Annotated in this window: 23 protein-coding genes; 14 read left to right on the top strand and 9 right to left on the bottom strand. The window is 71.7% G+C overall.

Features of this window, described 5'->3' with window-relative positions; translation table 11 throughout:
* The first annotated feature begins 81 nt into the window (after window positions 1-81).
* The 3 genes from RF644_RS04530 to RF644_RS04520 all read left to right on the top strand — a co-directional run bounded on the left by RF644_RS04530 (window position 82) and on the right by RF644_RS04520 (window position 3,297).
* A complete protein-coding gene (locus tag RF644_RS04530; RefSeq protein WP_115163287.1) occupies window positions 82-1,047 on the top strand; it encodes an ABC transporter ATP-binding protein in 966 nt (321 codons plus the stop codon).
* Entirely contained in the window at window positions 1,044-2,060 is a 1,017-nt protein-coding gene (locus RF644_RS04525) for an ABC transporter permease subunit (protein WP_368795578.1), read from the top strand. The genes RF644_RS04530 and RF644_RS04525 overlap by 4 nt, the downstream gene beginning before the upstream one ends.
* Before the next feature lie 121 nt (window positions 2,061-2,181).
* Window positions 2,182-3,297 (top strand): hypothetical protein, encoded by a 1,116-nt coding sequence (locus RF644_RS04520; RefSeq protein ID WP_368795576.1) that lies wholly within the window; start codon window positions 2,182-2,184, stop codon window positions 3,295-3,297.
* On the opposite strand, the gene RF644_RS04515 is transcribed toward RF644_RS04520, so the two are convergent.
* From RF644_RS04515 to RF644_RS04500, 4 genes are all read right to left on the bottom strand, one after another.
* Complete coding sequence (locus RF644_RS04515) at window positions 3,278-5,821, bottom strand: AMP-binding protein (RefSeq protein WP_368795575.1); 2,544 nt, start codon at window positions 5,819-5,821, stop codon at window positions 3,278-3,280. The two genes, RF644_RS04520 and RF644_RS04515, sit on opposite strands and share 20 nt — an antisense overlap.
* Before the next feature lie 23 nt (window positions 5,822-5,844).
* Window positions 5,845-7,029 (bottom strand): ABC transporter ATP-binding protein, encoded by a 1,185-nt coding sequence (locus RF644_RS04510; protein ID WP_368795574.1) that lies wholly within the window; start codon window positions 7,027-7,029, stop codon window positions 5,845-5,847.
* Window positions 7,026-8,624 carry an ABC transporter permease gene (locus RF644_RS04505; protein ID WP_368795573.1) on the bottom strand — a complete coding sequence of 533 codons (1,599 nt, stop codon included), beginning with the start codon at window positions 8,622-8,624 and terminating at the stop codon, window positions 7,026-7,028. The genes RF644_RS04510 and RF644_RS04505 overlap by 4 nt, the downstream gene beginning before the upstream one ends.
* Before the next feature lie 89 nt (window positions 8,625-8,713).
* Window positions 8,714-9,742 carry an extracellular solute-binding protein gene (locus tag RF644_RS04500; protein ID WP_035924383.1) on the bottom strand — a complete coding sequence of 343 codons (1,029 nt, stop codon included), beginning with the start codon at window positions 9,740-9,742 and terminating at the stop codon, window positions 8,714-8,716.
* A gap of 257 nt (window positions 9,743-9,999) precedes the next feature.
* Here RF644_RS04500 and RF644_RS04495 point away from each other — a divergent pair, with 257 nt between their 5' ends.
* From RF644_RS04495 to rplI, 5 genes are all read left to right on the top strand, one after another.
* Complete coding sequence (locus RF644_RS04495; protein WP_133409643.1) at window positions 10,000-10,422, top strand: TM2 domain-containing protein; 423 nt, start codon at window positions 10,000-10,002, stop codon at window positions 10,420-10,422.
* Window positions 10,423-10,608: 186 nt separating this feature from the next.
* Entirely contained in the window at window positions 10,609-10,914 is a 306-nt protein-coding gene (gene rpsF, locus RF644_RS04490) for a 30S ribosomal protein S6 (RefSeq protein WP_035924389.1), read from the top strand.
* Between the two features lie 111 nt (window positions 10,915-11,025).
* Window positions 11,026-11,676 carry a single-stranded DNA-binding protein gene (locus RF644_RS04485; RefSeq protein WP_017835049.1) on the top strand — a complete coding sequence of 217 codons (651 nt, stop codon included), beginning with the start codon at window positions 11,026-11,028 and terminating at the stop codon, window positions 11,674-11,676.
* 78 nt (window positions 11,677-11,754) lie between these two features.
* Window positions 11,755-11,991, top strand: a complete 237-nt coding sequence (rpsR, locus tag RF644_RS04480) for a 30S ribosomal protein S18 (protein WP_017835048.1) — start codon at window positions 11,755-11,757, stop codon at window positions 11,989-11,991.
* A gap of 19 nt (window positions 11,992-12,010) precedes the next feature.
* Complete coding sequence (gene rplI, locus RF644_RS04475) at window positions 12,011-12,460, top strand: 50S ribosomal protein L9 (RefSeq protein WP_095650056.1); 450 nt, start codon at window positions 12,011-12,013, stop codon at window positions 12,458-12,460.
* 105 nt (window positions 12,461-12,565) lie between these two features.
* On the opposite strand, the gene RF644_RS04470 is transcribed toward rplI, so the two are convergent.
* Complete coding sequence (locus RF644_RS04470) at window positions 12,566-13,183, bottom strand: class I SAM-dependent methyltransferase (protein WP_368795572.1); 618 nt, start codon at window positions 13,181-13,183, stop codon at window positions 12,566-12,568.
* A gap of 98 nt (window positions 13,184-13,281) precedes the next feature.
* Here RF644_RS04470 and RF644_RS04465 point away from each other — a divergent pair, with 98 nt between their 5' ends.
* Both RF644_RS04465 and RF644_RS04460 read left to right on the top strand, forming a co-directional pair.
* Complete coding sequence (locus RF644_RS04465; RefSeq protein WP_017835045.1) at window positions 13,282-13,590, top strand: hypothetical protein; 309 nt, start codon at window positions 13,282-13,284, stop codon at window positions 13,588-13,590.
* 470 nt (window positions 13,591-14,060) lie between these two features.
* Window positions 14,061-15,152 carry a patatin-like phospholipase family protein gene (locus tag RF644_RS04460; RefSeq protein ID WP_368795571.1) on the top strand — a complete coding sequence of 364 codons (1,092 nt, stop codon included), beginning with the start codon at window positions 14,061-14,063 and terminating at the stop codon, window positions 15,150-15,152.
* Here the strand turns inward: RF644_RS04460 and RF644_RS04455 are convergent.
* Both RF644_RS04455 and RF644_RS04450 read right to left on the bottom strand, forming a co-directional pair.
* Window positions 15,149-16,123 (bottom strand): ABC transporter substrate-binding protein, encoded by a 975-nt coding sequence (locus tag RF644_RS04455; RefSeq protein WP_309055741.1) that lies wholly within the window; start codon window positions 16,121-16,123, stop codon window positions 15,149-15,151. The two genes, RF644_RS04460 and RF644_RS04455, sit on opposite strands and share 4 nt — an antisense overlap.
* Before the next feature lie 166 nt (window positions 16,124-16,289).
* Entirely contained in the window at window positions 16,290-17,720 is a 1,431-nt protein-coding gene (locus RF644_RS04450) for an amidase family protein (RefSeq protein ID WP_368795570.1), read from the bottom strand.
* Window positions 17,721-17,870: 150 nt separating this feature from the next.
* Between RF644_RS04450 and dnaB the strand changes: the two genes are divergently transcribed.
* The 3 genes from dnaB to RF644_RS04435 all read left to right on the top strand — a co-directional run bounded on the left by dnaB (window position 17,871) and on the right by RF644_RS04435 (window position 22,521).
* The gene (dnaB, locus tag RF644_RS04445; protein WP_368795800.1) at window positions 17,871-20,471 is read left to right on the top strand and encodes a replicative DNA helicase; all 2,601 of its coding nucleotides are present in this window, start codon (window positions 17,871-17,873) and stop codon (window positions 20,469-20,471) included.
* Between the two features lie 172 nt (window positions 20,472-20,643).
* Window positions 20,644-21,384, top strand: coding sequence for an alpha/beta fold hydrolase (locus tag RF644_RS04440; protein ID WP_368795568.1), 741 nt, complete (start codon window positions 20,644-20,646; stop codon window positions 21,382-21,384).
* A 189-nt stretch (window positions 21,385-21,573) separates the two neighbouring features.
* Window positions 21,574-22,521 carry a helix-turn-helix transcriptional regulator gene (locus RF644_RS04435; RefSeq protein ID WP_368795567.1) on the top strand — a complete coding sequence of 316 codons (948 nt, stop codon included), beginning with the start codon at window positions 21,574-21,576 and terminating at the stop codon, window positions 22,519-22,521.
* Between the two features lie 192 nt (window positions 22,522-22,713).
* On the opposite strand, the gene RF644_RS04430 is transcribed toward RF644_RS04435, so the two are convergent.
* Together RF644_RS04430 and RF644_RS04425 are read right to left on the bottom strand one after the other, a co-directional pair.
* Window positions 22,714-22,920, bottom strand: a complete 207-nt coding sequence (locus tag RF644_RS04430) for a tautomerase family protein (RefSeq protein WP_368795566.1) — start codon at window positions 22,918-22,920, stop codon at window positions 22,714-22,716.
* 66 nt (window positions 22,921-22,986) lie between these two features.
* Window positions 22,987-24,021 carry a LacI family DNA-binding transcriptional regulator gene (locus RF644_RS04425; protein ID WP_368795565.1) on the bottom strand — a complete coding sequence of 345 codons (1,035 nt, stop codon included), beginning with the start codon at window positions 24,019-24,021 and terminating at the stop codon, window positions 22,987-22,989.
* 188 nt (window positions 24,022-24,209) lie between these two features.
* On the opposite strand from RF644_RS04425, the gene RF644_RS04420 reads away from it, so the two are divergent.
* A complete protein-coding gene (locus RF644_RS04420) occupies window positions 24,210-25,178 on the top strand; it encodes a dihydrodipicolinate synthase family protein (protein WP_368795564.1) in 969 nt (322 codons plus the stop codon).
* The last annotated feature ends 23 nt before the right edge of the window (window positions 25,179-25,201 follow it).

Raw genomic sequence — 25,201 nt, 5'->3', positions numbered from 1 at the left:
CTGACGGCGGTGCCGTCCCGCGCCGGCTCTCCCGTAGGTTGGTGGCGGAGAAGAACCGACGAGTGCTCGGAAGGAGCGCCGGTGATCGAGATCGAGAACCTGACGAAGACCTACGGCGGCAAGACGGCGGTGGACGACGTCAGCTTCACCGTCCGCCCCGGCCGGGTGACCGGGTTCCTGGGGCCCAACGGGGCCGGCAAGTCGACCACGATGCGCCTCGTCGTCGGGCTGGAGTCCGCGACCCGGGGCCACACCCGCGTCAACGGCAGGCCGTACGCCCAGCACCGGGCGCCGCTCGCGGAGGTCGGGGTGCTGCTGGACGCGAAGGCGGTCCACCCCCGGCGCACCGCGCGCGCGCACCTCTCGGCGCTCGCCGCGACCCACGGCATCGCCAAGTCCCGCGTCCAGGAGGTCGTGGACCTCACGGGGCTCGGGGCCGCGGCCGACAAGCGGGTGGGAGGCTTCTCCCTCGGCATGGGCCAGCGCCTCGGGATCGCCGCGGCGCTGATCGGCGACCCGCACACCGTGATCCTCGACGAGCCCGTCAACGGACTGGACCCCGAGGGCGTGGTGTGGGTGCGCCACCTCGCCAAGTTCCTCGCCTCGGAGGGCCGCACGGTCTTCCTGTCCTCCCACCTCATGTCCGAGATGGCGCAGACCGCCGACCACCTCGTGGTGATCGGCCGGGGCCGGATCCTCGCGGACGCGCCGATCCAGCAGATCCTCGCCGGGGGCCGCACGCGCACCCGGCTGCGCGCCACCGACCGGGAGGCGATGCGCCGCGCCCTGCAGGGCACGGACGCCGGCATCACGGAGTTCGACGACGACGGGCTCCTGGTCACGGGGCCGGAGCCGCGGCGCATCGCCGAGGCCGCCCTCTCCCACGGGGTGCTGGTCCACGAGCTCACCCCCCTCACGGAGACCCTCGAGGACGTGTACATGGCCATGACCCAGAACGAGGTCGAGTACCGCTCCGGCGGCGCTCCCGCACCGACCGACCCGGCGCCCTGGGCGGGCGCCGACGCACGAACCGGAGACCGAGCATGAGCACCAGCACCTCGACCGCCCCCCACCCGCAGACCGGCGCACCGGAGCGCACCGGGCCGTCCGACCCCGCGTCCCGGGTGCGGCTGGGCTTCGGCCGGGTCCTGCGCTCGGAGTGGATCAAGTTCCGCTCCCTGCGCTCGCACTGGATCCTGCTCGGCGTCGCCCTGCTGCTCTCCGTCGGATTCGCAGCGCTGGGCGCCTGGAGCACCACGTCGCTGCAGAGCTTCAACGAGCAGGCCGCGCAGGAGCAGGTCGACGAGTCGCTGGACGGACGGTCCCCGGAGGAGCTCGGGCTCACCGAGGAGGAGGTCCAGCAGCAACAGGACTCGTTCGCCGCCGAGTCGGACCGGCAGATCGCCGCGCAGTCCGACATTGCCCTGCCGGACGGAATGGGCTTCAGCGAGTACCTGGCCATGACCAGCGCCAACAGCGGCCTGCAGCTCGTCATGCTGCTCCTGGGAGCGCTGGCCGTGCTGTTCATCGGCTCCGAGTACGCCACCGGCGCCATCCGCACCACCATGACGGCGGTGCCGCGGCGCACCCCGGTGATGCTCGCCAAGACCGTGGTGCTCTCCGTGGTCGCGTTCCTCTTCGGGGTGCTCAGCGGGCTCCTGTGCCACCTCGTCGTCCAGCCGGTCCTGGCGGGCGGGGACCTCGGCTACGACGTGTGGCAGGAGCCCGTCCTGCTCAACGTCCTGGCGGTGGGCGTCTTCTACATGGTCACCGCGTGGCTGGGCTTCGGGCTCGGGGCCCTGCTGAAGTCCACGACGTGGGGGATCGTGGTGCTCGTGGTGCTGGTGATGGTCCTGGAGATCGTGCTGTTCGCGCTGTCCTTCGAGTGGCTCGAGGACGTCAAGCCGTACTCCCCGGGGGCGGCCGGCACCCAGCTGACCACGATGTACCAGTCCGCCGACCCGGTGCTCACCCACGTGGAGTCCGGCCTCGTCTACGGCGCCTGGGGCCTGGTGCTCGTGGCGGCCGGGATCCTGGCCACCCGGAGGCGCGCGCTCTAGCGGTTCTTCCGTCCCGGCGGCGACGCCGGCCCTACCATGTGAGCTGGTGGGCCGGGACGCGGCCCGCACCGTCCGGGCCGAGTGCCGGACGGACCCCTGGGGAACGGGAGCTGCGGTGTCGGTGTCACGGGAGCGAGAGGCCGGAGAGGCCCTCTCCGCGGTCGACGCCCGGGGCCTGCGGCGGACGCTGCTGCACTGGCTGACGGTCGTGGTGGTCCTCGTGACCGTGTTCAGCTCCGTGGTCAACTGGGTCTTCGTGGACCGGGAGCCGCAGGATCCGGTGGCCACGTGGCTCGGCGGGCTCGAGAACGGGCGCTCGCGGCAGCTGCTGTCCCGCACCGAGGCCGTCGTGGCGGACCCCACCCTGAACATCTTCTCCAACCGCGTGTACCGCGAGGCCGCGGGGCGGATCGACGGCTACGAGATCCTGGGCGTGGACCGCCGCGGGAGCCGCGCCGAGATCCGGGCGCGCGTGTGGTGGGACGGGCCCGACGGCGCCCGGGACCGGGAAGAGGTCCACGTCTACGGGGTGCACCAGGTGCGGCGCAGCGGTCCCTTCAACGACCAGTGGCAGCTCGACTCCCCGGACGCGGCCCCCTTCTCGATCCACCTGCCCGCCCCCCTCGACGAGCTCTCCGTCAACGGGGAGACCGTGCGCCCGGACCCGGACGACCGGGTGCCCGACCCCGAGGGCCCCGGCGGCACCTGGCGCTTCGAGGCCCTGCCCGGGGACTACGCGATCGGGCTGCCCGGGAACTCCTACTACACGGCGGACCCGCCCCTGGAGCCGCACACCGTGGCGTTCCGGGATCCGGCACCGGCCTCGGTGGCGCTGCGGATCGAGCCCTCGCCGAGGATGTGGCAGGAGGTCGACGACCGGATCGAGGAGTGGCTGGAGAGCTGCACCGCCTCGGACGAGCTGTCCCCCGAGGACTGCCCCTCGTCCCGGCGCTGGGCGGCCCCGCAGGAGCCGCTCGAGCCGTCCGCGGCGGCGACCGGGGCGCCGGACCCGGAGATCACCGGCGTCCGGTGGCGGCTGGTCTCCCGGCCCGCCCTGGTCCTGGTCCCGGACCCGGCGGACCCGCTGCGCTGGACGGCGGACGCGCACCGGCCCGCGGAGGCGCGGCTGAGCTACGAGGAGGACGGGGAGACCGTCACGGAGCGGATCGAGTTCCCGGTCCGCGCCGCCGTGCGCTCCACCGGCCAGAGCGCCGAGATCAGCGTGGGCCTGGAGTAGTCGCGGGCGGCGCCGCCTCGACGGGCGCCGCCGTGCGCGCGGGCGCGCGCCGGAGACCTCCCAGCACCCGGTCGGCCAGCACCCAGTAGGCCACCCCTGCCACGAGGGAGACGACCACGGCCAGGACGGGCGAGACCGGCTGCAGGGCGGGATAGACCAGCCAGTGGGTGAGGTAGATGTACAGGGAGGCCGCGGCCAGCCATCCCGTGACGCGCCGCAGGCCGGCCGGAACGGGCAGCGCGGTCACCCACAGCAGCAGGAGGACACCGGTGATCACCGTGACCTCCCGGACGGTGCTGTCGAAGTACCCCGGCACCGTCAGGAGGGTCAGGAGAGTGACGAGGGACCGCTCCAGGACCGTCCGTGTCCGGGCGGCGGCCCAGCCGAGCGCGAAGAGCCAGAAGACCGGGGCTGGCTTCGGCAGTCCCGGGTCCACGATGTCGTAGCGGCTGATCAGCCCGATCGCGAGCAGCGCGAGCGGGAACGCCAGCGGGAAGCGCCGTTCGGCGCGGTCCGCCCACGGCAGCGCCATGAGCGCCGTGACGGCCACGAGCACGTAGACGAGCATCTCCACGAACCAGAAGTGCCACTGCGTCGTCAGGTGCTGCGGCCCCACGATGCCGTTGAGCAGGAAGACGTTCGCCCAGGTGTAGTCGTCGGTGAGCAGGTGCGCCAGGGCGATGAACGCCGCGGAGGGCAGCACGATCCGTCCGAGGCTGCGCAGCTGACGCCGCAGGCGCGGGAGCCGTTCGCCGTGGAGCTGGAACCGGGCGAAGTTGTAGCCGGCCACGGCGAAGAGCACATGGGCGGTCTGGAGCGTGAAGAGCTCCACGTGCGTCATCACGATCAGCACGATGGCCACGGCCCGCAGCACGATGCCGGTCTCCAGGAACGACACGAGCCGCCGCCGCCGGGGGGCGGCCCGGGCCGCCAGGTCGCGGACGGAGGTGAGGTGCCAGTCCGTGGGGAGGTGCCCCAGGGCCTGCTCGAGACGGACGGAGGCCGCCACGTATGACAGCGAGTCCCCGTCGAGGGAGACGAACGTGTCGTCGTCGCCGACGTCGGGGCGGTCGAGCACGTCGGCGAAGATCCGCCGGACGTCCTCGGGTCCCTCCGCCCGGCGCGGCACCGCCTCGGCGACGGGGGGCGGTGTGCCGAGCGCCAGGACCGCCGGGTAGTCCACCTTGCCCGTGCCCAGCCGGGGCAGCTCCTCCACGGGGTGCACCTCGACGGCAGGGCGGGGCAGACCGATGCTCCCGGCCACGACCTTGGCGAGCAGGGCCGTGTCCTGCTCGCCCTCGGCGGCCACGACCACGCGCTCGTCGGAGCCCGCGGCGGCCGCGCTCACGCCGAGCTCGGCGAGGATCCGTTCGACCTGCCCGAGGTCCACGCGCAGGCCCACGATCTTGACGAACCGGCTGCGCCGCCCCACCACCTCGTAGAGCCCGTCGGGGTGGCGGCGGGCGAGGTCCCCGGTGCGCAGGTCCTCGACCGCGCGCCCTGTGGCGAGATCCTCCGGGCGCTCCGCGTAGCCGAGCATGACGTTGGGCCCGCTGTACACGAGCTCGCCGTCCGGCAGTCCGTCCACGGGCTCGATGCGGAACTCCCCGCCCGGGATCGGCACCCCGATCGTCCCGGCCCGCTCGGCCGCCAGCCCGGGGGGCAGGTAGGCCATCCGGGCGGTGGCCTCCGTGGCCCCGTACATCACGACCAGGTCCCAGCCGGCCCGCTCGCCGGCTCCGGCCCAGTGGCGGACCTTCTCCGGGGCGAGCCGTCCACCCGCCTGCGTGACGTAGCGCAGGTGCGGCAGGTCCATCTCCGCGAAGCCGACGCGCTCCAGCAGCTCGAAGGTGTAGGGCACGGCCGCGAAGGACGTGGCCCGGTGGGCGCGGACGAGATCCCAGAAGCAGGGATCGACCACGGAGAGGTCCGTCAGCACCACCGCGGCGCCACGGCAGAGGTGGCTGTTGAGCACCGACAGCCCGTAGCAGTAGGACATCGGCAGCGTGGTCGCGGCGCGGTCGTCGGGGCCGATGCCGAGGTACTCGGCGATCGCCTCGGCGTTGGCCGCCAGGTTCTCGTGCGAGAGCCGCACGAGCTTCGGGGAGCCCGTCGAGCCGGAGGTGCTCAGCAGCAGGGCGAGGTCGGGGTGCAGCTCGTGCCGGGTGCCCGGGCGCCGTTCCTCGACGACCGGGGTCCCGTTCCCGGCGCTCCGCAGCAGGACGTCGGGGTCGTAGGCCGCCACCAGCGCCTCGACGGCTGCCGGCTTGTCCGCCGGGACCAGCAGGAGCGGGTGACCGGCCGTGAGGGCCGCGAGGTAGGCCACGAGGGAGTCGACGTCGTTGGACGCGGCGAGCACGGCCAGCCGGCGCTCCGTGCCGAGACGCGCGGCCAGGTCCTCGACCCGGGCCGCCAGTTCCCGGTAGCTCAGGACGTGCTCGCCCGTGAGGACGGCGGGGCGGTCCCCGTGGCGGGCGAGATCGGCGGCGAAGGCGACCCGGGCGAGGTCAGGTTGAAGGCTCACCCGCACTACGGTAGAGAAGATCTTTAGCGAAGGAAAGTATTGCCTAATTCGTCCGACATGCGGGATCGCCGGTTCGACGTCCCGTCGGCGGACCGCGGGGGCGGGGCGGTGACGGCCCGGTCGTCGACGAGCAGCGTGGGGGTGGTCCCGGGCGTGACCGTCACGGCGACGGGGGTCCCCATGGGGTGGCGCACGTTGTGCGGCTGCCAGGAGCGCAGCGTGCGGCCGGAGGCCAGCCGGACGTGGTGCAGCACGAACGCGCCGTGGTACTCGACCGCACTGACCCGCGCCGGGGACTCGGGGTCCGGCTCCAGCGCCACCTCGTGGGGGCGCAGCACGACGTCGACGTCGACGTCACTGTTGGCCCATCCCGGCACGGTGGAGACGATGCCGATCTCGCACGTGAGCAGCGCACGGTGGACGCGGGCGGGCAGGAAGTCGGCGTCCCCCATGAAGGACGCCACGAACCGGGTGGCGGGCTGCTCGAAGACCTGCTCCGGGGTGTCGGACTGCTCGATCACCCCGTCGTGCATGACCACCACGCGGTGGCCGACCGAGAGGGCCTCCGTCTGGTCGTGGGTGACCAGCACGGCGGTGGTCCCGGTCTCGCGCAGCGTGGCCACGGTGTCCCGGCGCACCTGCGCACGCAGCGACTCGTCCAGGCTGGAGAACGGCTCGTCGAGGAGCACGACGGCGGGGCGGGGGGCCAGCGCCCGGGCCAGGGCCACGCGCTGCTGCTCGCCGCCGGAGAGCTCGTGGGGATAGCGGTGGGCGAGGTGTCCCAGCCGCACGAGCTCGAGGACCTCACCCACACGGGCCTGCCGTCCGGCGCGCGGGAGCCGGTCCAGGCCGAAGGCCACGTTCTTGGCGACCGTCAGATGCGGGAACAGGGCGTGGTCCTGGAAGACGAGACCCACCCTGCGCCGCTCGGGCTCCTGGAAGCGGTGCCGGCCCGCCACCACGTCCCCGGCGATCCGGATCGTGCCCTCGTCCGGCCGTTCCAGGCCCGCCACGAGGCGCAGCGTGGTGGACTTGCCGCAGCCGGAGGGGCCGATGAGCGTCACCAGCTCGCCGGGCGGGACCGTCAGCTCCAGTCCGCTGACGCCCACGGAGGACCCGTAGTGCTTGCTCAGCGCCTCCAGGACCAGGGCGGGCACGGCGCCGTCGCTGCCGGACGCGGTCCGAGGGCTCGTGGTCTGCACGGTCATGAGGACACCTTTCCGTGGCGGTCCGCCCGGTGGGCCTGCCGGACGAGGAAGAACACGGGCACCACCGCCGCCGCCACGATCACGAGCGCCGGCAGGGCGGCCTTCTCCCAGAAGTTCTCGCGCGCCAGCTCGTAGACCCACACGGAGGCCGTCGTGAAGCCGAACGGGCGCAGCAGCAGCACGATGGGCAGCTCCTTGACGGCGTCGATCATCACGAGGACGAGGGCCGTGGCGACCCCTGGGCGGGCGATGGGCAGGTGCACGCGGGTGAGGACGCGGAGCGGGGACGCGCCGAGGCTCTGCGCGGAGAAGGTGACGGTGGGGGAGATCTTGGCGAGGCTCGCGTCCACGGCCTGGTAGGCCGGGGCGAGGAAGCGGATCACGTAGGCGTAGAGGATGCCGAGCACCGAACCCGTCACCAGCAGACCCGTGCCCCCGGGCACGCCCGCCCGTTCCAGCGCGGTGTCCAGCCCGGCGAAGGCGATGAGGACGCCGATGCCCACCACGGCCCCGGGAACGGCGTAGCCGAAGGTCGTGAGCTGCGCCGCGAGGGCCACCGCCCGGCCGCCGCCCATCCGCACCCCGTGGGCGACGGTGAGCGAGAGCGCCACGCAGGCCACGGCGGCGATCCCGGCGACCACGAGGCTGTTGCCGAGGTACTGCGCGAAGCGCGGGTCCGAGAGGGAGGCGGGGTTGCCGACGGCCTCCCCGACGGCCCAGACCAGCAGCTGTAGCACGGGGACGAGGAATCCGGCGGAGAGGGCGGCGAGGGCGAGCAGGGTGGCGCCCCACGCGCGCCACCCGGTGAGCCGCTGCGGCTGCAGGCCCTGGCCGCGGCCGCCCCGCTGGTGGAACCGGGCCCTTCCCCGGAGCAGCCGCTCGCCGGTCAGCACGGCCACGGCGAACAACAGCACGAGCACGGCGAGCTGGGTGGCGGAGTGGAAGTCGAAGGTGCCCTTCCAGACCAGGTAGACCCCCACGGAGACCGTCTGCACGTTGAAGTACTGCACCGTGGCGAAGTCGGTGAGCGTCTCCATCATCACGAGCGCCAGCCCGGCCGCGAGCGAGGGCCGGGCCAGGGGGATCAGGACCCGCCGGAGCGCGCGCCCCCGGCCCGCACCCAGGGTCCGTGCGGCGTCGTAGGTCCCGGTCGTCTGCTCGACCAGTGCGGAGCGCGCCAGGAGGTAGACGTACGGGTAGAGGGTCAGGGACATCACGAGCACGGCGGCGGGCAGCGAGCGGACCTCGGGCACCCACACGTCCGGCCCCAGGACGGAGCGCAGGGCCCCCTGCACCGGTCCGGCCACGTCGAAGACGGAGAGGAACACGAAGCCGAGGATGTAGGCCGGCATGGCCAGGGGCAGGACCAGCAGCCAGACCAGGACGTCCCGCAGGGGGAAGCGGAAGGCCGTCACGAGCCAGGCGAGCCCGCCGCCCACCACGAGGGTGCCCGCGCCCACGCCCAGCATCAGCAGGAGCGTGGTGAGCACCATCCGGCCCAGGTCGCGGGGCGGGGCGGCGGAGCCCAGGCTTCCCAGGCCGTCCACGACCACCGCCAGGACCGGGGTGGCCACCACCACGGCGACGAGGACCACGAGCGCCGACCACGCCGGGCGCCCCGAACCGGGCGCCCGGCGTGGTCGGCGGGCCGATGTCCTCGTCGGTGCGAGGACGGCGGGTTCGGTCACTGATACCCGGCTTCGGCCAGCAGGTCGACGGCCTCGGCGTTGAGGTCCCCGTAGGCCTCGGCGTTCAGGGGCATCCGCTCGAACTCGCCGAAGGCCGCGATGCTGGGCGCGGGCTCCACGGAGGGGTTGACCGGGAACTCGTGGTTCGCGTCCACGAACGCGTTCTGGCCGTCGGTCGCGAGCCACTCGATCAGCCGCTGGGCGTCCTCGGCGTTGTCGGAGCCCTCGACCACGCCGGCCCCGGAGATGTTCACGTGCGTCCCGGCACCCTCCTGGCTGGCCCAGAAGAGGTCGACCTTCAGGTCCGGGTTCTCCTCGAGGGTGCGCGCCAGGTAGTAGTGGTTGTTGATGCCCACGTCGCAGGTCCCGGCGTCGATCGCCTCGAGCAGGAGGATGTCGTTGCTCATGATCTGCACGCCGTTGTCGACCCAGCCCTCGACGATCTCGAGCGCCCGCTCCCGGCCGTGCAGGTCGATCAGACTCGCCACGAGGGACTGGGTGTAGGCCGAGGTGGCGTCCCGCATGCACAGCCGGTCCTGCCACTTCGGGTCGGCCAGTCCCGCGTAGGTCTCCTCGGGGTCGAACTCCGCGGTGTCGACGTTGTCCGGGTTGTAGGTCACGGTGCGCGCGCGCATCGCCAGGCCGTACCACCTGCCCTGGGGATCGCGCAGGTCCTCCGGGACCGCCTCGTCGAGGGTCGCGGAGTCCAGTGCGGCCAGCTCGTCCTGCCGGGCGGCGTTCCAGAGGTTGCCCGCGTCCACGGTCATGAACACGTCCGCGGGGCTGTCGTCGCCCTCGGCCTTGAGGCGTTCGAGGAGCTCGGCGTCGTCACCGGTGATGAACTCGACGCTGATGCCGGTCTCGTCGGTGAAATCGCCGAAGGCGCCCTCGAGGTCGTAGTGGCGTGCCGAGTAGATCTGCAGGTCGGCGGGCTGCTCACCCAGACCGAGCGTGCCGCACCCCGTGACCAGGGTCGTCAGTGCGGTCAGGATGCCGGTGGTGACGTACAGGGAACGACGACGCATCGGGGCCTCTTCCGGAGGGCGCGGCGCTCGGGAACCGCGCGACGATCATTTGGCAACGAAAGCGTATCCTAATCGGACCCCTCGGGTCGCTCCCGGTGGGCGGGGCACCGCTGCCGCGGCACCCTGTGCAGCTCGCCGCCCGTGGCGGCCCGCACCGGAATAGCCGTCCCGGACGGGCCGTTGCACTGGTCAGGCCGTTGACCGTGGACGGCACCCGTCGAGACCCCTCCGCCCCGAACCGCCCCGAAAGGATCCGCGTGGCTCCCGAGCCCGAGTACTACCGCCCCGTCCCGCTGAACAACGACCCCGGCCGCGCCGGGTACTCCCGGGCGCCCCACGGGCAGCCGTTCGGCGGGCAGCCCTTCGGCGGGGGCGGGCGCGGCGCCCCGTACCCCGGGCCGCCCGTGGTCAACGTGGTGGGCGGGAAGTCCGTGGTCCTGGCCTACGTCCTGTGGCTCTTCCTGGGCTGGCTGGGCATCCACAAGTTCTATCTGCGCCAGCCGGTCTGGGGCCTGATCTACCTGTTCCTCGGTGGCCTGGGCTGGACCCTCGCGGGGGTCGGCGTCGGGATCCTGTTCCTGATCCCGTGGATGCTGCTGATGTTCGTGGACGTCTTCACCATGCCGTTCCGCACGGCCCTCGTGAACGCCTCGATCGCCCGCAGCGCCTACCGGTACTGAGCCCGCGTTCCCTGACCACCGCGGTGACCGCGCCCGCCCCGTTGGGCGCGGGGCCGCGGGTGTAGTAGTGTTGTGAGGTCTGTGTGCCCGCCGCCCGACGTGCGGTGCCGGCGCGCGGACGACGCTACAGAACCTCCTGCTGCGGAAGGACCGCAGCCGCTCAGCCCGAAGGAGGTGGGTTCGAACATGCGTGAGTACGAACTGATGGTGATCATCAACCCCGAGGTCGAGGATCGTGCCGTGGAGCCGACTCTCAAGAAGTTCCTCGAGGTCGTCACCAAGGACAACGGGACCGTCGACAACGTCGACATCTGGGGCCGTCGTCGCCTCGCCTACGAGATCCAGAAGAAGACCGAGGGCATCTACGCGGTCGTCCGCTTCACCGCGACCCCGCAGACCACCCAGGAGCTCGACCGCGTCCTGAACCTCAACGAGGCCATCATGCGCACCAAGATCATCCGCCCGGAAGAGCAGAAGATCTCCGCCGAGTAAGGACTTCACAACTGATCACCGAGGGCGCCCCGACCGGGCCCCCGGTGAGATGCTTGAGAGATCCCAGCACGTCCCGCACGACCGCGAACATCCTCGACCCGGGAGGTCCACATGGCTGGTGACACCGTCATCACCGTAATCGGCAACCTGACCGCTGACCCCGAGCTGCGCTTCACCCCGTCGGGTGCGGCGGTGGCCAACTTCACCGTTGCGTCCACGCCCCGCACCTTCGACCGCCAGTCCAACGAGTGGAAGGACGGGGAGACCCTGTTCCTCCGCTGCTCCGTGTGGCGCGAGGCGGCCGAGAACGTGGCGGAGTCGCTGCAGAAGGGCATGCGCGTCATCGTCCAGGGTCGGCTCAAGTCGCGGTCCTACGACACCAAGGAAGGCGAGCGGCGCACCGTCACCGAGCTCGACGTCGACGAGGTCGGTCCTTCCCTGCGCTACGCGTCCGCGAAGGTCAACCGCAACGCCCGCTCCGGCGGGCAGGGCGGCGGCTTCGGCGGCCAGCAGGGCGGCGGTCAGCAGGGCGGCGGCTTCGGCGCCGGCGCCCCGGCCGGCGGCGGATTCGGGGGCGACTCCGGGTTCGGCGGCGGTGGCGGCGGCCAGCAGGGCGGCGGCTCCGGCTTCGGCCAGGGCGGCCGCTCCGGCGGCGGACGCCAGCCCGCTCCGCAGGCCGCACCCCAGAGCGACCCCTGGAGCCAGTCCTCCGGCGGGAACTACGACTGGGGCAGCGGCCAGGACGACGAACCGCCGTTCTAGACCTTTCGCACTTTTCCCATCCACCCCATCCCGCGGTGACAAGCCGCGGGCTCCACTCGAAGAACAAGGAGCACCACGATGGCCAAGGCTGAACTCCGTAAGCCCAAACCAAAGCAGAACCCGCTCAAGGCTGCCAAAGTCACTGAGATCGACTACAAGGACGTTGCGCTGCTGCGCAAGTTCATCTCCGATCGCGGCAAGATCCGCGCCCGCCGCGTCACCGGTGTGACCGTGCAGGAGCAGCGCAAGATCGCCCTGGCGATCAAGAACGCCCGCGAGGTCGCGCTGCTGCCCTACTCCGGCGCCGGCCGCTGATCAGAGAGGACAGACACTCATGGCAAAGATCATCCTGACGACCGAGGTCACGGGTCTCGGCGCTGCCGGTGACGTGGTCGAGGTCAAGAACGGGTACGCCCGCAACTACCTCTTCCCGCGCGGCTTCGCGACCCCGTGGTCGCGCGGCGGACAGAAGCAGATCGAGAGCATCAAGGCCGCCCGCGCCGCGCGCGAGGTCGCCTCGCTCGAGGACGCCCAGGTCCTGGCGCAGAAGCTGACCTCCGCCACCGTGACCATCCCGGTCAAGGCCGGCTCCGAGGGTCGCCTCTTCGGCACCGTCAAGGCCGAGGACGTGGCCAAGGCCGTCGAGGCCGCCGGCCTCGGCTCCGTGGACAAGCGCAAGGTCGAGCTCAACCAGCACATCAAGACCACCGGTGTGTACCAGGCCTCCGTGCGTCTGCACGAGGACGTCAACGCGAACGTCGAGTTCGAGGTCGTCCCCGCCTGATCGGTTCCTCCGGTCCGTGCAAGCACGGAAAGGGCCCCCGCGGTGCGCCGCGGGGGCCCTTTCCGCATGCCCGGCGTCTCCAGCGGGATCGGCCGGCCGGATCGCTCAGCGGGGCCGGAGGGCCTCGACGACGACGTCGAGCGCGGTGTCGGTGGTGCGCACCTGCTCGGCGCGCAGCAGGTCCAGTCCCTTGCCCTCGAGCACGGCGACCGTCTCCTGGAGGGTCGGCCGGGGAACGGTCGGGGGCGGGCCCTCGACGCTGCCGGGGGCGTGGGTGATCCACAGCAGCCGGCCCCCGGGGACGAGCCACTCGGCGGCGCGGCGCAGCAGCGCCAGGTCATGCTGGAAGTACGCGGCGACGATCAGGTCGAACTGCGGGGGCACGGCGTCGGGCCCGGAGCGCTGCTCCTGCTCGGGCGTCCAGGTCCGCAGGTCGGCGACCAGGGCGCGGCCCGGCAGGCCGCGCTCCGCCAGCGCCCCGGTGATCGTCCGCACGGCACTGGGGGAGAAGTCCACGGCGGTGGGGTCGTAGCCGGCCGCCGCCAGGGCCAGGGTGTGGCGGCCGGTGCCCGCGCCGAGGTCAAGGGCGGTCGGCGGGCCGCCCGTGCGCTCCTGGGCCGCCCGGTCCAGGAGGGCGGCCACCTCGGGGTGCGGCTGGGCGCCGTCGGGAGAGGACCCCCCGGAGGCGTACCGGTCCTCCCACATGCGCTGGTTGTCGTCCACGGGGATCTCCTGGAGGGGTCGGGTGCGTCGGCCGGGCGTTCGGGCACCCGCGGGCCGGTGCGGCGGTGCCGTCGGGTTCCCCAGGGGACAATGGGTGCATGCCGTCCCTGATCTCCCGTGTCTCGCCGTCCGCCCTGTACTGGTTCGGCGTGGGATGCCTGCTATTCACCGTACTGGCTTTTGTCGTGGCGTTCCTGGGCGGGAACTCCGCAGGGCCCGAGACCTCCATGGCGTTCTTCGTGATCGGCTTCGTCGCGGCGGCGGTGGGGGCCACCGTGACGGCGGTGGTGGCTCTCGCGGGGGCCATCGGGTTCGCGTCCGACCGGGTCCGGTTCCTGGTGCTGCTGGGGCTGTCGGTGCTCTGCCACCCGCTGCTGTGGCTGGCGCTGCTCGCCTCGGTCTCCTGAGGGCGGGCGAAGGCCTCCTCCGGCTCCAGGAACAGGGCGTGCCGGTCCGCCGCGCCCACGTGGTGCTCGGGGTGGTCCGGGGTGCGCGGTGCTCCTGACGGACCGGCCTCCGACGTGGGCCGGAACACGAGTCGGAGAACACGGTGCTGTGGACGGCACCGGTGGTGTCCGGGTCCGCTCTGCACAGGGTGTGCATCGCCACCGCTCCTGGTCAGAGGAGGATTTGTGGAACCCTGTGCATAACTTTCCACAGGGTTCTCCCCAACCTGTGCACAGCCGTCCACGGCGTTTTCCACCGGTTGTCCACAGGGTGGAAAACCCCGCCTGCTGATAGGGTCTTCCGTCCTTCCCGAGCTGGTCCGGCCACTGGTCCGGCACCCGGTCGGGGAGTCGCCCTCGGCGGCCGGCGGGCTAGGCTCGGGGCACCCGGCCGGTCCAGTGGCCGGTCCCCTGCGGGAGAGGAGCGGCGGATGTCCCCACGCACGCGCGTGGCCCTGGCGCTGGGCAGCGGCGGTGCCCGCGGCTACGCCCACATCGGCGTGATCGAGGTGCTCGAGGAGCGCGGCTACGACATCGTGACCGTGGCGGGGAGCTCGATGGGGGCGCTCGTGGGCGGCCTCCACGCCGCCGGGCAGCTGGAGGCGTACGCGCAGTGGGTGCTGGGTCTGAGCCAGCGGGACGTGCTGCGGCTGCTGGACCCGTCCCCCTCGGCGCCCGGGGTGATCCGCGCGGAGAAGATCATGGCGAAGGTGCGCGAGCTGCTCGCCGGCCGGCTCATCGAGGACCTGCCCATCCCCTTCACGGCGGTGGCCACGGACCTGCTCGCCCGCAAGGAGGTCTGGTTCCAGGAGGGCCCGGTGGACGTGGCCGTCCGCGCGTCGATCGCCCTGCCGAGCATCATCACCCCCGTCATGCTCAACGGCCGGCTGCTCGCCGACGGGGGGATCATGAACCCCGTGCCCATCGCCGCGACCGTCGCCACCCGCGCGGACGTGACGGTGGCGGTCTCCCTGTCCGGGGGGCAGCAGTCCGGGGAGGGCAGGGTCCCGGCCCACGAGACGTCCGCCGTGCGGCCGTCCGAGGAGTGGGCGGAGCGGTTCCGGCGCAGCGCCTCCCACGTCCTGGACCGCGAGCTGACGCGCAGCGTCCTGGAGCGCTTCGCGGAGACGCGCGGCCGCAGCACCCCGTCCCGGTTCCTGCGCCCCGCCGGGTCGGCCCCGGTGGGCGCCGCCGAGGCCCTCGTCCAGGACGCCGTCCGGGACGCGCTCGTGGATGCCGCCGAGGAGACCGCGGAGGAGCTCGCCCAGGACGGCTTCGGCGCCCTGCCGGCGGGGCTGCGCACGCTCGACGTCATGCAGCTCTCCCTCGAGGTGCTGCAGTCCATGGTGCTGCGCTATCGGCTGGCCGGCTACCCGCCCGACCTGCTCATCACCGTGCCGAAGAGCGCCGGGCGGCTGCTGGACTTCCACCGCGCCGGGGAGCTCATCGAGCTCGGCCGGCGGATGACCGAGGAGGCCATCGACCGCGCCGACGAGTTCCCGCCGGCGCGGCCGCGGTCCTAGTCGGCCTGGACGATCTCGTCCAGGTTCGCCTCGGTCTCGATCACGTCGTACTTGAGCATCAGCTCGGCGAGCGTCTCGAGCTCGTCGCGGTCCACCTCCGCGTCGAACTCCTCCAGCCGCAGGTCGGTGGCGACCTCCTCCGGCATGTTGAGGAAGCTCACGATGGTCTCGCGCACCCGGTCGGGGTTCTCCTGGGCGAACTGGAGCGCCTCGTCGATCGCGGCGTTGTAGTCCTCGAGGACCTCCGGGTTCTCCTCGGTGAACGCCGTGCTGCTGAAGGTGACCATGGTGTCCAGGCCCGGGACGGTGTCCTGGTAGTTGTAGCCGACCAGGGCGGTCTGCTCGCCGTTGATCAGCTGGGTCAGGAACGGCTCCGGGACCCAGGCGGCGTCGATCTCCCCGCGCTCCAGCTGGGCCGGCATGTCCTGGAAGGGCATCTCCACGAAGTTCACGGCGTCGGGATCGCCGCCGGCCTTGCTCACGGCCTCCTTGATGGTGAGGTCGCCCTGGCCGTTGATCGTGTTCACCGCGACCCGCTTGCCGGCCAGGTCGGCCCAGGACGCGATGCCGGCGTCCTGGTTGGCGGCCACGCCGGTGATGTCCTCGCCCTCGGCCATGGAGCTGCTGTAGCCGCTGAGGATCTTCATGTCGAGGCCCTGGTCCTTGGCGAGGATGACCGAGAGCGGGTTGCCCACGCCGATGTCCATGGAGCCGCCCGAGACGGCCGGGAGCATGGCGGCGCCGCCCTGGGCGGTCTCGATCGTGACGTCCAGGCCGTGCTTCTCGAAGATGCCCTCGTCGAGGGCGAGCTGCACGGGCGCGGAGGGTGCGATGGGGATGACGCCGATGGTGAGCGGCTGCAGCTCCTCGCCGTCCCCGCCGCCGCCGGTGGTCCCCCCGCCGCCGCAGGCGGTCAGGGCGAACGTCAGGACGGTTCCGACGGCGGCTGCTCTGGCGAACGGGTGCTTCATGGGGGTCCTCTTCCTCGGGTCGGTCCTGCCGGCGCCCGGCACCGGCGAATCCGCTGTGAGATGCATCACGCACATCGGTGACCTCACCGTAGAGGGCGACCGTTGGATTCGTCAACGGTTGTAGCTCTGAATCGTTGCGCTGTCCCCCGAAAAGCACCACGGCGGCTCACTGGTCGCGCAGCAGCGCCTCCACGGTGCGGGCGAGGTCCAGCAGCACGGCGTCCGCCCCCGGCCCCGCCGCGAGCTCCAGGGCCACCGGCAGGCCCTCCGCGGTGCGTCCGGCGGGGAGGCTGATCCCGGGGGTGCCGATGATGCCGGCGAGGTCGGAGTGGCGGGTGAAGGTGTCGAAGGTGGGCACGCGCCGGCCGTTGAGCTCCACGGTCTCGTCGTCGCCGATCGGCCGGGCCGTCAGCGGGCACGTCGGCTGCACCAGGGCCGTCACTCCCTGGGCCTGCATCGCCCCGGTGTACAGCCGCAGGGCGAGCCGGCGCTCCTCCTGGGCCGCGCGGTAGTCGTCGTCGGCGGCGCGGAACACCTGCGCCAGCTCCCAGATCCGCCGCACGTCCGGGCTGCCGATCCCGTCCCGCACCTCGTCGAGGGAGCGCCCCGTGCCGCGCGCCTCCAGATAGGCCTGGAGGTCGGGCAGGAACTCGTGGAGGGCGATCGTCATGCCGGCCGTGGCGGCCAGCTCGCGGGCGGGGCGGACGTCGACCGGCACGAGCTCCGCGCCGGCCGCCTCCAGCGCTCGCAGGCCCGCGCCGAAGACCGTGTCCACGCCCGGCTCCAGGTCCTCGAGGAACAGCTCGGGCACGCCGAGCCGGACGCCGTGGAGCGGGCCGGGGCCCTCGTCGTCGAACTCCAGGTGCCGTGCGCCGGGTGCGCCCAGCGGGTGCTCGCCCGCGAGCAGGGCGTCCAGCAGCACGATGTCGTCCACGGTCCGGGCCATGGGGCCGATCGTGTCCCGCGAGTGGGCGATCGGGAGGACGCCCGACGACGGGTAGCGGCCCAGTGTGGGCCGGAAGCCCACGATCCCGCACAGGGCGGCGGGGATGCGGGCCGAGCCCCCGGTGTCCGCGGCGACAGCGGCCGGGACCAGGCCCACCGCCACGGCCACCGCCGAGCCCCCGCTGCTGCCGCCGGGGCTCAGCGCCGGGTCGGCCGGGTGGCGCACCGGCCCGTACGCGCCGTTGTTGGAGGTGATGCCGAAGGACAGCTCGTGCAGGTTGGTCTTCAGGGCGAACAGGGCCCCGGCCTCGCGCAGGCGGGCCACCGCGGGGGCGTCCCGCGCCACCACGTCGTGCTCGAGCGACCGGGTCCCGCCGGTGGTGGGGAACCCCGCGACGTCCACGATGTCCTTGACCGCCAGCGGGATCCCCGTCAGCGGGCCCCGCGTCTCCCGGCGGTCCAGCGCGTGGGCGAAGGCCCGGGCCAGTTCCGGGTCCGCGCTGATCACCGCGCCCAGCCGCTGCGCCGTGGGCAGGCGCTCCAGCAGGGCGTCGAGGTGCTCCACGTGGCTGATCCGGCCCGCGGCCAGCTCCGCCCGGGTGGTCCTGATGTCCCACGAACAGGGGCCGCTGAGGTCTGTGGTGAGCGTCATGATCCATGGTGTCCACGGACGGGCCCGGGCGGCAAGCGGTGTCCGCGGTCGGTGCGAGAATGGAGGGGCTGCCCGGAAGATCGGGGTGGCGTCGTCGTGTGCGCGCTCCGCTGTCCGCGGGGTGCGCGGGGAGAGGTGGACCAGGTGTCGATGGTGTCGGAGCGCTCGTCCGGGAGCGACCGGGAGTACGGCCGGACCCCGCCGCAGGACAACGTCGCGGAGCAGTCCGTGCTCGGCGGGATGATGCTGTCCAAGGACGCGATCGCGGATGTGGTGGAGGTCCTGCGCGGCGTCGACTTCTACAAGCCCGCCCACGAGTCCATCTACGAGGCCGTGATCTCCCTGTACGGGCGCGGCGAGCCCGCGGACGCCATCACCGTGGCGGACGAGCTGACCAAGCGCGGCGAGATCGAGCGCGTCGGCGGTCCCGCGTACCTGCACACCCTCATCTCCTCCGTGCCCACCGCGGCCAACGCGGGCTTCTACGCCGAGATCGTGCGCGAGCGCGGCGTGCTGCGCCGGCTCGTGGAGGCCGGCACCAAGATCGTGCAGCTCGGCTACAGCTCCGACGGCGAGGTCGACGACATCGTCAACGCCGCCCAGGCCGAGATCTACCAGGTGGCCGAGCGCCGCTCCTCCGAGGACTACACGGTGCTCAAGGAGGTCATCGAGTCCACGGTCGACGAGATCGAGGCCGCCGGCTCCCGCGGCGAGGGCATGCGCGGCGTGCCCACCGGCTTCATCGAGCTCGACGAGCTGACCCAGGGCTTCCAGGGCGGCCAGATGATCGTCATCGCGGCGAGGCCGGCCATGGGCAAGGCGCTCGCGCTGGACACTGCGATTCCCACTCCCACGGGGTGGACCACCATGGGCGAGGTCCAGGTGGGGGACGAAGTCATCGCCGCGGACGGCACGCCGTCCCGTGTGGTCGCGGCCACCGAGGTCATGACCGAACGTCCCTGCTACCGCGTGAGCTTCGACGACGGCTCCGAGATCGTCGCCGACGAGCAGCACCAGTGGCTGACCGATACACGCTCGTCCCGGAGATCGGCCCAGGCCGCAATCGCCAATTACGGCCGGGCGAAGAACCAGCAGACCTTTGCCGCGATCCGGACGACGGCTGACATTCGTTCGACATTGCGATGCACCACCAAGGAAGCCAGGCTCAACCACAGCGTAAGGAACGCCACGGCATTGCAGTTGGCTCCACAGGAGTTGGCTGTTGGGCCGTACACGCTCGGCGCGTGGCTCGGTGACGGTCACTCGAGGGCGGCACGTATCACCAGCGCCGATGAGGAGATCCTCATGCGTGTCTCTGCGGAGGGGTACGAGCTTCATCCTGTTGCAGGGATAACTCATGCCATCGGCCTTCCTCCGGAAGAGCGGGTTCTGCATGGTCGGTGCGAAATCTGCGATCAGCCCTTCACTCACACGGACAGGAACGTCCGAACGTGCTCCAAGACTTGCGGCGGCAAGCTCAAGGGCGAGCTGGCGACCAAGGTGCGAGCCACGTGCATTGACTGCGGTGGTACCTGTACCGGAGGTCTGCGGTGCATGGTCTGTCACCAGGAAAAGGCATCTTTCCAAGGCCGCCTGCGTGCTCTGGGCGTGCTCGGCGACAAGCACATCCCCATGTCGTACCTGCGAGCCAGTGAAACTCAGCGCCGAGAACTGCTTGCTGGATTGTTGGACACCGACGGGACCGTGACCAATGCAGGATGCGTACAGTTCGCGGTGACAAACCGACGGCTGGCACAGGACGTGCGTGAACTGGTCCATTCGCTGGGGTACCGATCAGGTTGGGCCGAGAAGAGAGTCAATGGGCGAAGCGAGGCCTCATCCACCGCCTATCTTCTGACGTTCTCGACGTCCGATCAGGTGTTCGGCCTGAGTCGTAAACAAATCATGCACAAGGAGCGAGACGCGCGGGCTACGCCGAAACGCTCTCAGCGCTTCATCACCTCGGTCGAGCCGATCGACTCCGTGCCGGTGCGGTGCATCGAGATCGACCATCCCTCGCACCTGTATCTGGCCGGCCGGACGTTCATCCCCACGCACAACTCGACGCTGGCCCTCGACGTCGCGCGGTCCGCGGCGATCAAGCACAACCAGACCACGGTGATCTTCTCCCTCGAGATGAGCCGCAACGAGATCGCCATGCGCCTGCTCTCCGCCGAGGCCACGCTGAACATGCAGGACCTGCGCAAGGGCCGGCTGCAGGACGAGCAGTGGGCCAAGATCGCCACCACGATGGGCAAGATGGACTCCGCTCCGCTGTTCATCGACGACTCCCCGAACATGTCCCTCATGGAGATCCGGGCGAAGTGCCGCCGGCTCAAGCAGAAGCACGATCTCAAGCTCGTGGTGCTCGACTACCTCCAGCTCATGAGCTCCGGCAAGAAGGTCGAGTCCCGCCAGCAGGAGGTCTCGGAGTTCTCCCGTGCCCTGAAGCTGCTGGCCAAGGAGCTCGAGGTCCCGGTCATCGCGCTGTCGCAGCTGAACCGTGGCTCCGAGCAGCGCCAGGACAAGAAGCCGATGGTGTCCGATCTTCGTGAAAGTGGATCCATCGAGCAGGACGCGGACATGGTGATCCTGCTGCACCGCGACGACGTCTACGACAAGGAGTCGCCGCGTGCCGGTGAGGCCGACGTGATCGTGGCCAAGCACCGCAACGGTCCCACCAAGACGATCGTGGTGGCGTTCCAGGGCCACTACTCCCGGTTCGCGAACATGGCGCACGAGGGGCTCTGACCCGCACACAGGCCGAGGAGTGCTCCCGGCTGCTCGCCTCGGGGTGCCCGCGGAGCGGCGCGGCCGTGCTGCTCCGCGGGATCGGTCCCCAACGATCGCCCAACGGACGTTGTCGGGGCTGCCGGCCGGGGGGACCATAGTGGTGTCGGATCTCGGAGACGAGGAGCCTGCCATGCCGAGCATCCACGTCGAGCACTGGGGCGCCGGTCCGCCCGTGCTGCTGGTCCACGGCAGTGTTACCGGCGGGGCGATGACCTGGGACGCCCAGCGTCCCCTGGCCCAGCACTGGCATCTGATCGTGGTGGACCGGCGCGGCTACTTCCCCAACCCGCCGGCCGAGGTCGAGGACTTCGAGGTCGACGCCGGGGACGTCGCCGAGCTGCTCACCGAGCCCATGCACCTGGTCGGGCACTCCTACGGCGGCGTCGTGGCCCTGCTGGCGGCGGCTCAGCGCCCCGGGATGGTCCGGTCCCTGACCGTCAACGAACCGCCGGCCTTCGGCCTGCTGCCCGACGACCCGATCGTGCGCGACTATGCCCGGGGGCTGCGGGAGCTGTGGGACCAGGGCCCGGCCGACCCCACTGCGTTCCTGCACGCGTTCATCGGCTACGTCGGCAGCGCCGTCACCCCGCCGAACCCGCTGCCGCCCGCGCTGCTGCAGAACGCGCAGATCCTCCGGCGCGAACGCCTCACCGCCGAGGCCCAAATCCCGCTGGGTGCTCTGCGTGAGGCGCCCTTTCCGAAGCTGGTCGTCTCCGGCGGTCACAGCCCGGTCTTCGACGCCGTCTGCGATGTCCTCGAGCGCGAGCTCGAGGCCGAGCGGGCTGTCGTGCCCGGTGCCGGCCACAGCGTTCAGCGCACCGGGGCGCCCTACAACGACGTGCTCCACCGCATCCTCACCGCAGCGCGCTGACGCGAGAAGCAGGCACCCCGGAGGCCGGCTCCTCGGCGTTGTCCGGGGCGAACCGGGAGGCGCCCTTTCCGAAGCGGGTCGTCGAAGTGTCGGGTCACAATGGTGCGAGCCCTCCGGCAGAGCTGGAGAATGGTTCTTCGGAGCAGAGCCCCCGTGGGGTGGGCCCTGGGCGGGAGGCGGTGCTGACTCATGGGTGAGGTGTTCCGCCACGAGCTCACGATCCTGGATCCCGAGGTGCTGCCCGCGCTCGGCGAGCGGACCGGCATGCGCTTCGGCTACAGCTCCACCGATCCGGGGTTCTCCTACCGGTTGTCGAGGGCCGGGGACGGCCAGGTCGCCATGTCGGCGGTGCACGTGGGCGGAACGATGTCCCTCTGGGGGGACACCGAGGTCTTCACGGTGGCCCACGTGCGAGGGGTCAGGTACGACTGGCAGATCCGCGCGGAGACCGGCGCTGCGGCTGCGGGCTCATCGGTGCTGTTCCGCCCCGAGCACCCGTCCCTGGTGGTGGCGCAGGACGTCGACGTGACCTTGGCGCACCTGCCGGTGGACCTGGTGCAGGCCACGGCCGACACCGTCTACGGCCAGGGGACCCCGGTGGATTTCAGCTCGTCCGCCCCGGTCAGCGTCCGGCTCGGCGAGTACTGGGCGGGCCTGGTGCGCCGTGGTGCCGACATGCTGGGGTCGACGGCCTTCGAGGAGCCCATGGTGCGCGCCGACCTGACCCGCCACCTGGCCGTGGGTCTGCTGGAGTGCTTCCCGCTGCTCGGGGACCGGGAGGAGCGGTACCTGTCCATGGAGGCCCAGTCCCGCCGCTACCGGATCGCGGCACAGTTCTTCGACGACCACGCCTCGGACCCGATCACCGTGGAGGACGCCGCCCGCGCCGCCCGGACGACCACGAAGGTCCTGGTGCGGGCGTTCCGGGCCAACCATCCCCTGGGCCTGACCCCGGCCCAGTACCTGCGCCGGACGCGGATGGACGCCGCCCACCGGGACCTGCAGGACGGCGACCCGGCTCGCGGGGACACCGTGAAGGGGATCGCGGCCCGATGGGGCTTCACCCATGCGGGACGCTTCGCGCAGTACTACCAGCAGGTCTACGGGACGACGCCGAGCCGCACCCTGGACCGCTGAGGACCGCCGTCGGAACGATGGGCCCGCACCCGGCATCCGGGCTGGGAGGCGCCGTGCCGCGAGGTCACGAGTAGGCGGGCGGGCTCGTGACCGAAGCGGACGTCCACGGGCGGTGCCGTGGGATCATGCCCAGCCACCATGGGCGAGATAATTCGCCAGTGCGAGCACTGCACGAGGGACATCAGCTGCGGCTCAGGACGCAGGGGCGGAGGGTCGCTCGTCGCTCTTGAGGGTGGCCCCGACCGTCCACAGTTCCGGGTCGACCTCGTTGACCAGCACCCGGACGGAGGACAGCGGGGTGTCCAAGGTGCGCGACACCGTCCTGGCGACCTCGCGCAGGCAGTCCTGGACCACGGCGCGGTCTCGACCCGCAACCATGTTGATGGTGACGATGGGCATGCTGTCTCCGTTCTGCAGGCTCCTGAGAGCCGGCGGTGGTGGGTCGTGCTGCCGGCCGGAGCGGTCTCAGACAGTGCGTGAGGAAGGGGGCCGGGCGGTGGACTGGCGCGGAATGAGAGTCGGGGTGACCACTCGGCGCGGCTCGCCGAGGGCGCCGGTGCGCTGCTGGGTGAGCAACTCCACGGCGTTGGCGGCGATCTGGTCGAAGGGCACCCGCACGGTGGTCAGGGCCACGGGCAGGCGGGCCGAGACGGGGATGTCGTTGTAGCCGACCACCGATAGATCGCCGGGCACGGACAGCCCGGCGGCCTGGGCGGCGGCCAGCACGCCGATGGCGGTGTTGTCGTTGACGGCGAAGATCGCGGTGGGCCGGTGCGCGCCGGCCAGGATGGCCCGGGCGACGGTCTCCCCGGAGTCCATGCCGAAGGTCGATTCGTGGACGAGGTGGTCGACGTCGGTCAGGCCGGCCTCGGACATGGCGCGGCGGTAGCCGGCCTGCCGGGCCACGGCGGTGGAGGCGTAGAAGGGCCCGGCGACCAGGGCGATGTCGCGGTGGCCCAGGTCCAGCAGGTGGCGGGTGGCCAGGTATCCGCCGAGCTCGTCGTCGCCGGTGGCCGAGGGGCTGATGTGATCGGTGCGCAGCGCCAGGACGTGCGGCACCCCCTGGGCGCGCAGCTGGGCGGCAACAGGATCGTCCAGGCGGGCGGTGGTCAGGATCAGCCCGTCCACGCGCTGGCGCAGCAGGGTCTCCACGGTGGCCTTTTCGGCCTCGGGGCGGTCCTCGGTGGTGGCGACCATGGCGAATCCGGCCTGACGGGCACAGGCCCGGGCGACCTCTTCGAAGAACACCGCCATCACCGTGTCCGACAGCCGCGGCACCAGGACTCCGACGGTGCCGGTGTGCTGGCGGCGCAACCCGGAGGCGTAGGCATCAGGGCGATAGCCCAGCTCGGCCGCGGCAGCCCGGACGCGTTCGGCCGAAGGGGACTTCGAGGGCGGGTGGCGGTCGTCGAGCACCCTCGAGACCGTGGAGATGCTCACCCCGGCGACCCGGGCGACGTCACGGATCGTCACGGTGCGTGAGCCCGCCTGCTCAGTCATGCCCGTCCTGGTCCATGGCTCGGACGATACCAAAGCCCTTGGCACGCCAGGCCCTGAGGCCGGTCCGAGTGGTGAGGTCCCATGAGCTCGGTCACAGAAAGTTTCGGCGGAGGTGTTGACAGGTGTCATGAGTCACATCATAGTTGAAAACGTTCCCGCAAACGTTCTCAACCCAGGAGGAACCTCACATGTCTCTCGATCTCCGCGGTCTCGTTCCCGCCCCCGTCACCCCGTTCACCGCCGACATGGAGGTCGACCACGACGCCGTGGCGAACCTGACCCGCTGGCTCGCCTCCGTGCCGGGCGTGAAGGGCCTGGTCTGCCTCGGTCACGCCGGTGAGGGCACCTACCTCACCGCCGAGGAGCAGGTCGACGTCATCCGCACCATGGTCGACGCCGCCGGCGAGGTGCCGATCATCGCCGGCATCACCGGCGAGGGCGACAAGGTCGCCGGTCTCGAGGCCGCCCGGGCCGCCGAGGCCGGGGCCAAGGCCGGACTGGTCTACCCCTCCCACGGCTGGCTGCGCTTCGGCTACCAGGACGGCGCCCCGCAGCAGCGCTACCGGATCATCCACGAGGAGTCCGACCTGCCGCTGATCCTCTTCCAGTACCCCGACGCCACCAAGGCCACCTACAATCTCAGGACCCAGCTCGAGATCGCCGCCCAGCCCGGGGTCTTCGCCACCAAGAACGGGGTGCGCAACATGCGCCGCTGGGACACCGAGATCCCCGTGCTCCGCCGCGAGAACCCGGAGCTGCAGATCCTCACCTGCCACGACGAGTACCTGCTGCACACCATGTTCGACGTCGACGGCGCCCTGGTCGGCTACGGCGGACTCGCCCCCGAGCCGCTGATCGAGCTGATCGCCGCGGGCAAGGCCAAGGACTACGCCGCCGCCCGGGCGCTGCACGACAAGCTCCTGCCGGTCACCAAGGCCGTCTACCACCGCGGTTCCCACATGGAGGGCACCGTGGCGCTGAAGATGGGCCTGGTCGAGCGCGGGGTGCTGCCCAACGCCGTGGTCCGCCCGCCGCTGCTGCCCCTGGCCGAGGGCGCGCGCGAGGAGATCTCCGCCGCCCTGACCTCCGCCGGGCTCATCGGTGACAACGCCCAGTACACGACGACCCGCGGCTTCCAGGCCACCAGCGTGGTGTGATTTCCCAACCAGGACGGTGGAGA

The sequence above is a fragment of the Kocuria sp. CPCC 205258 genome (assembly GCF_040981005.1).
GTDB lineage: Bacteria > Actinomycetota > Actinomycetes > Actinomycetales > Micrococcaceae > Kocuria > Kocuria rosea.
This window is presented reverse-complemented; position numbering and strand designations above follow the sequence as displayed.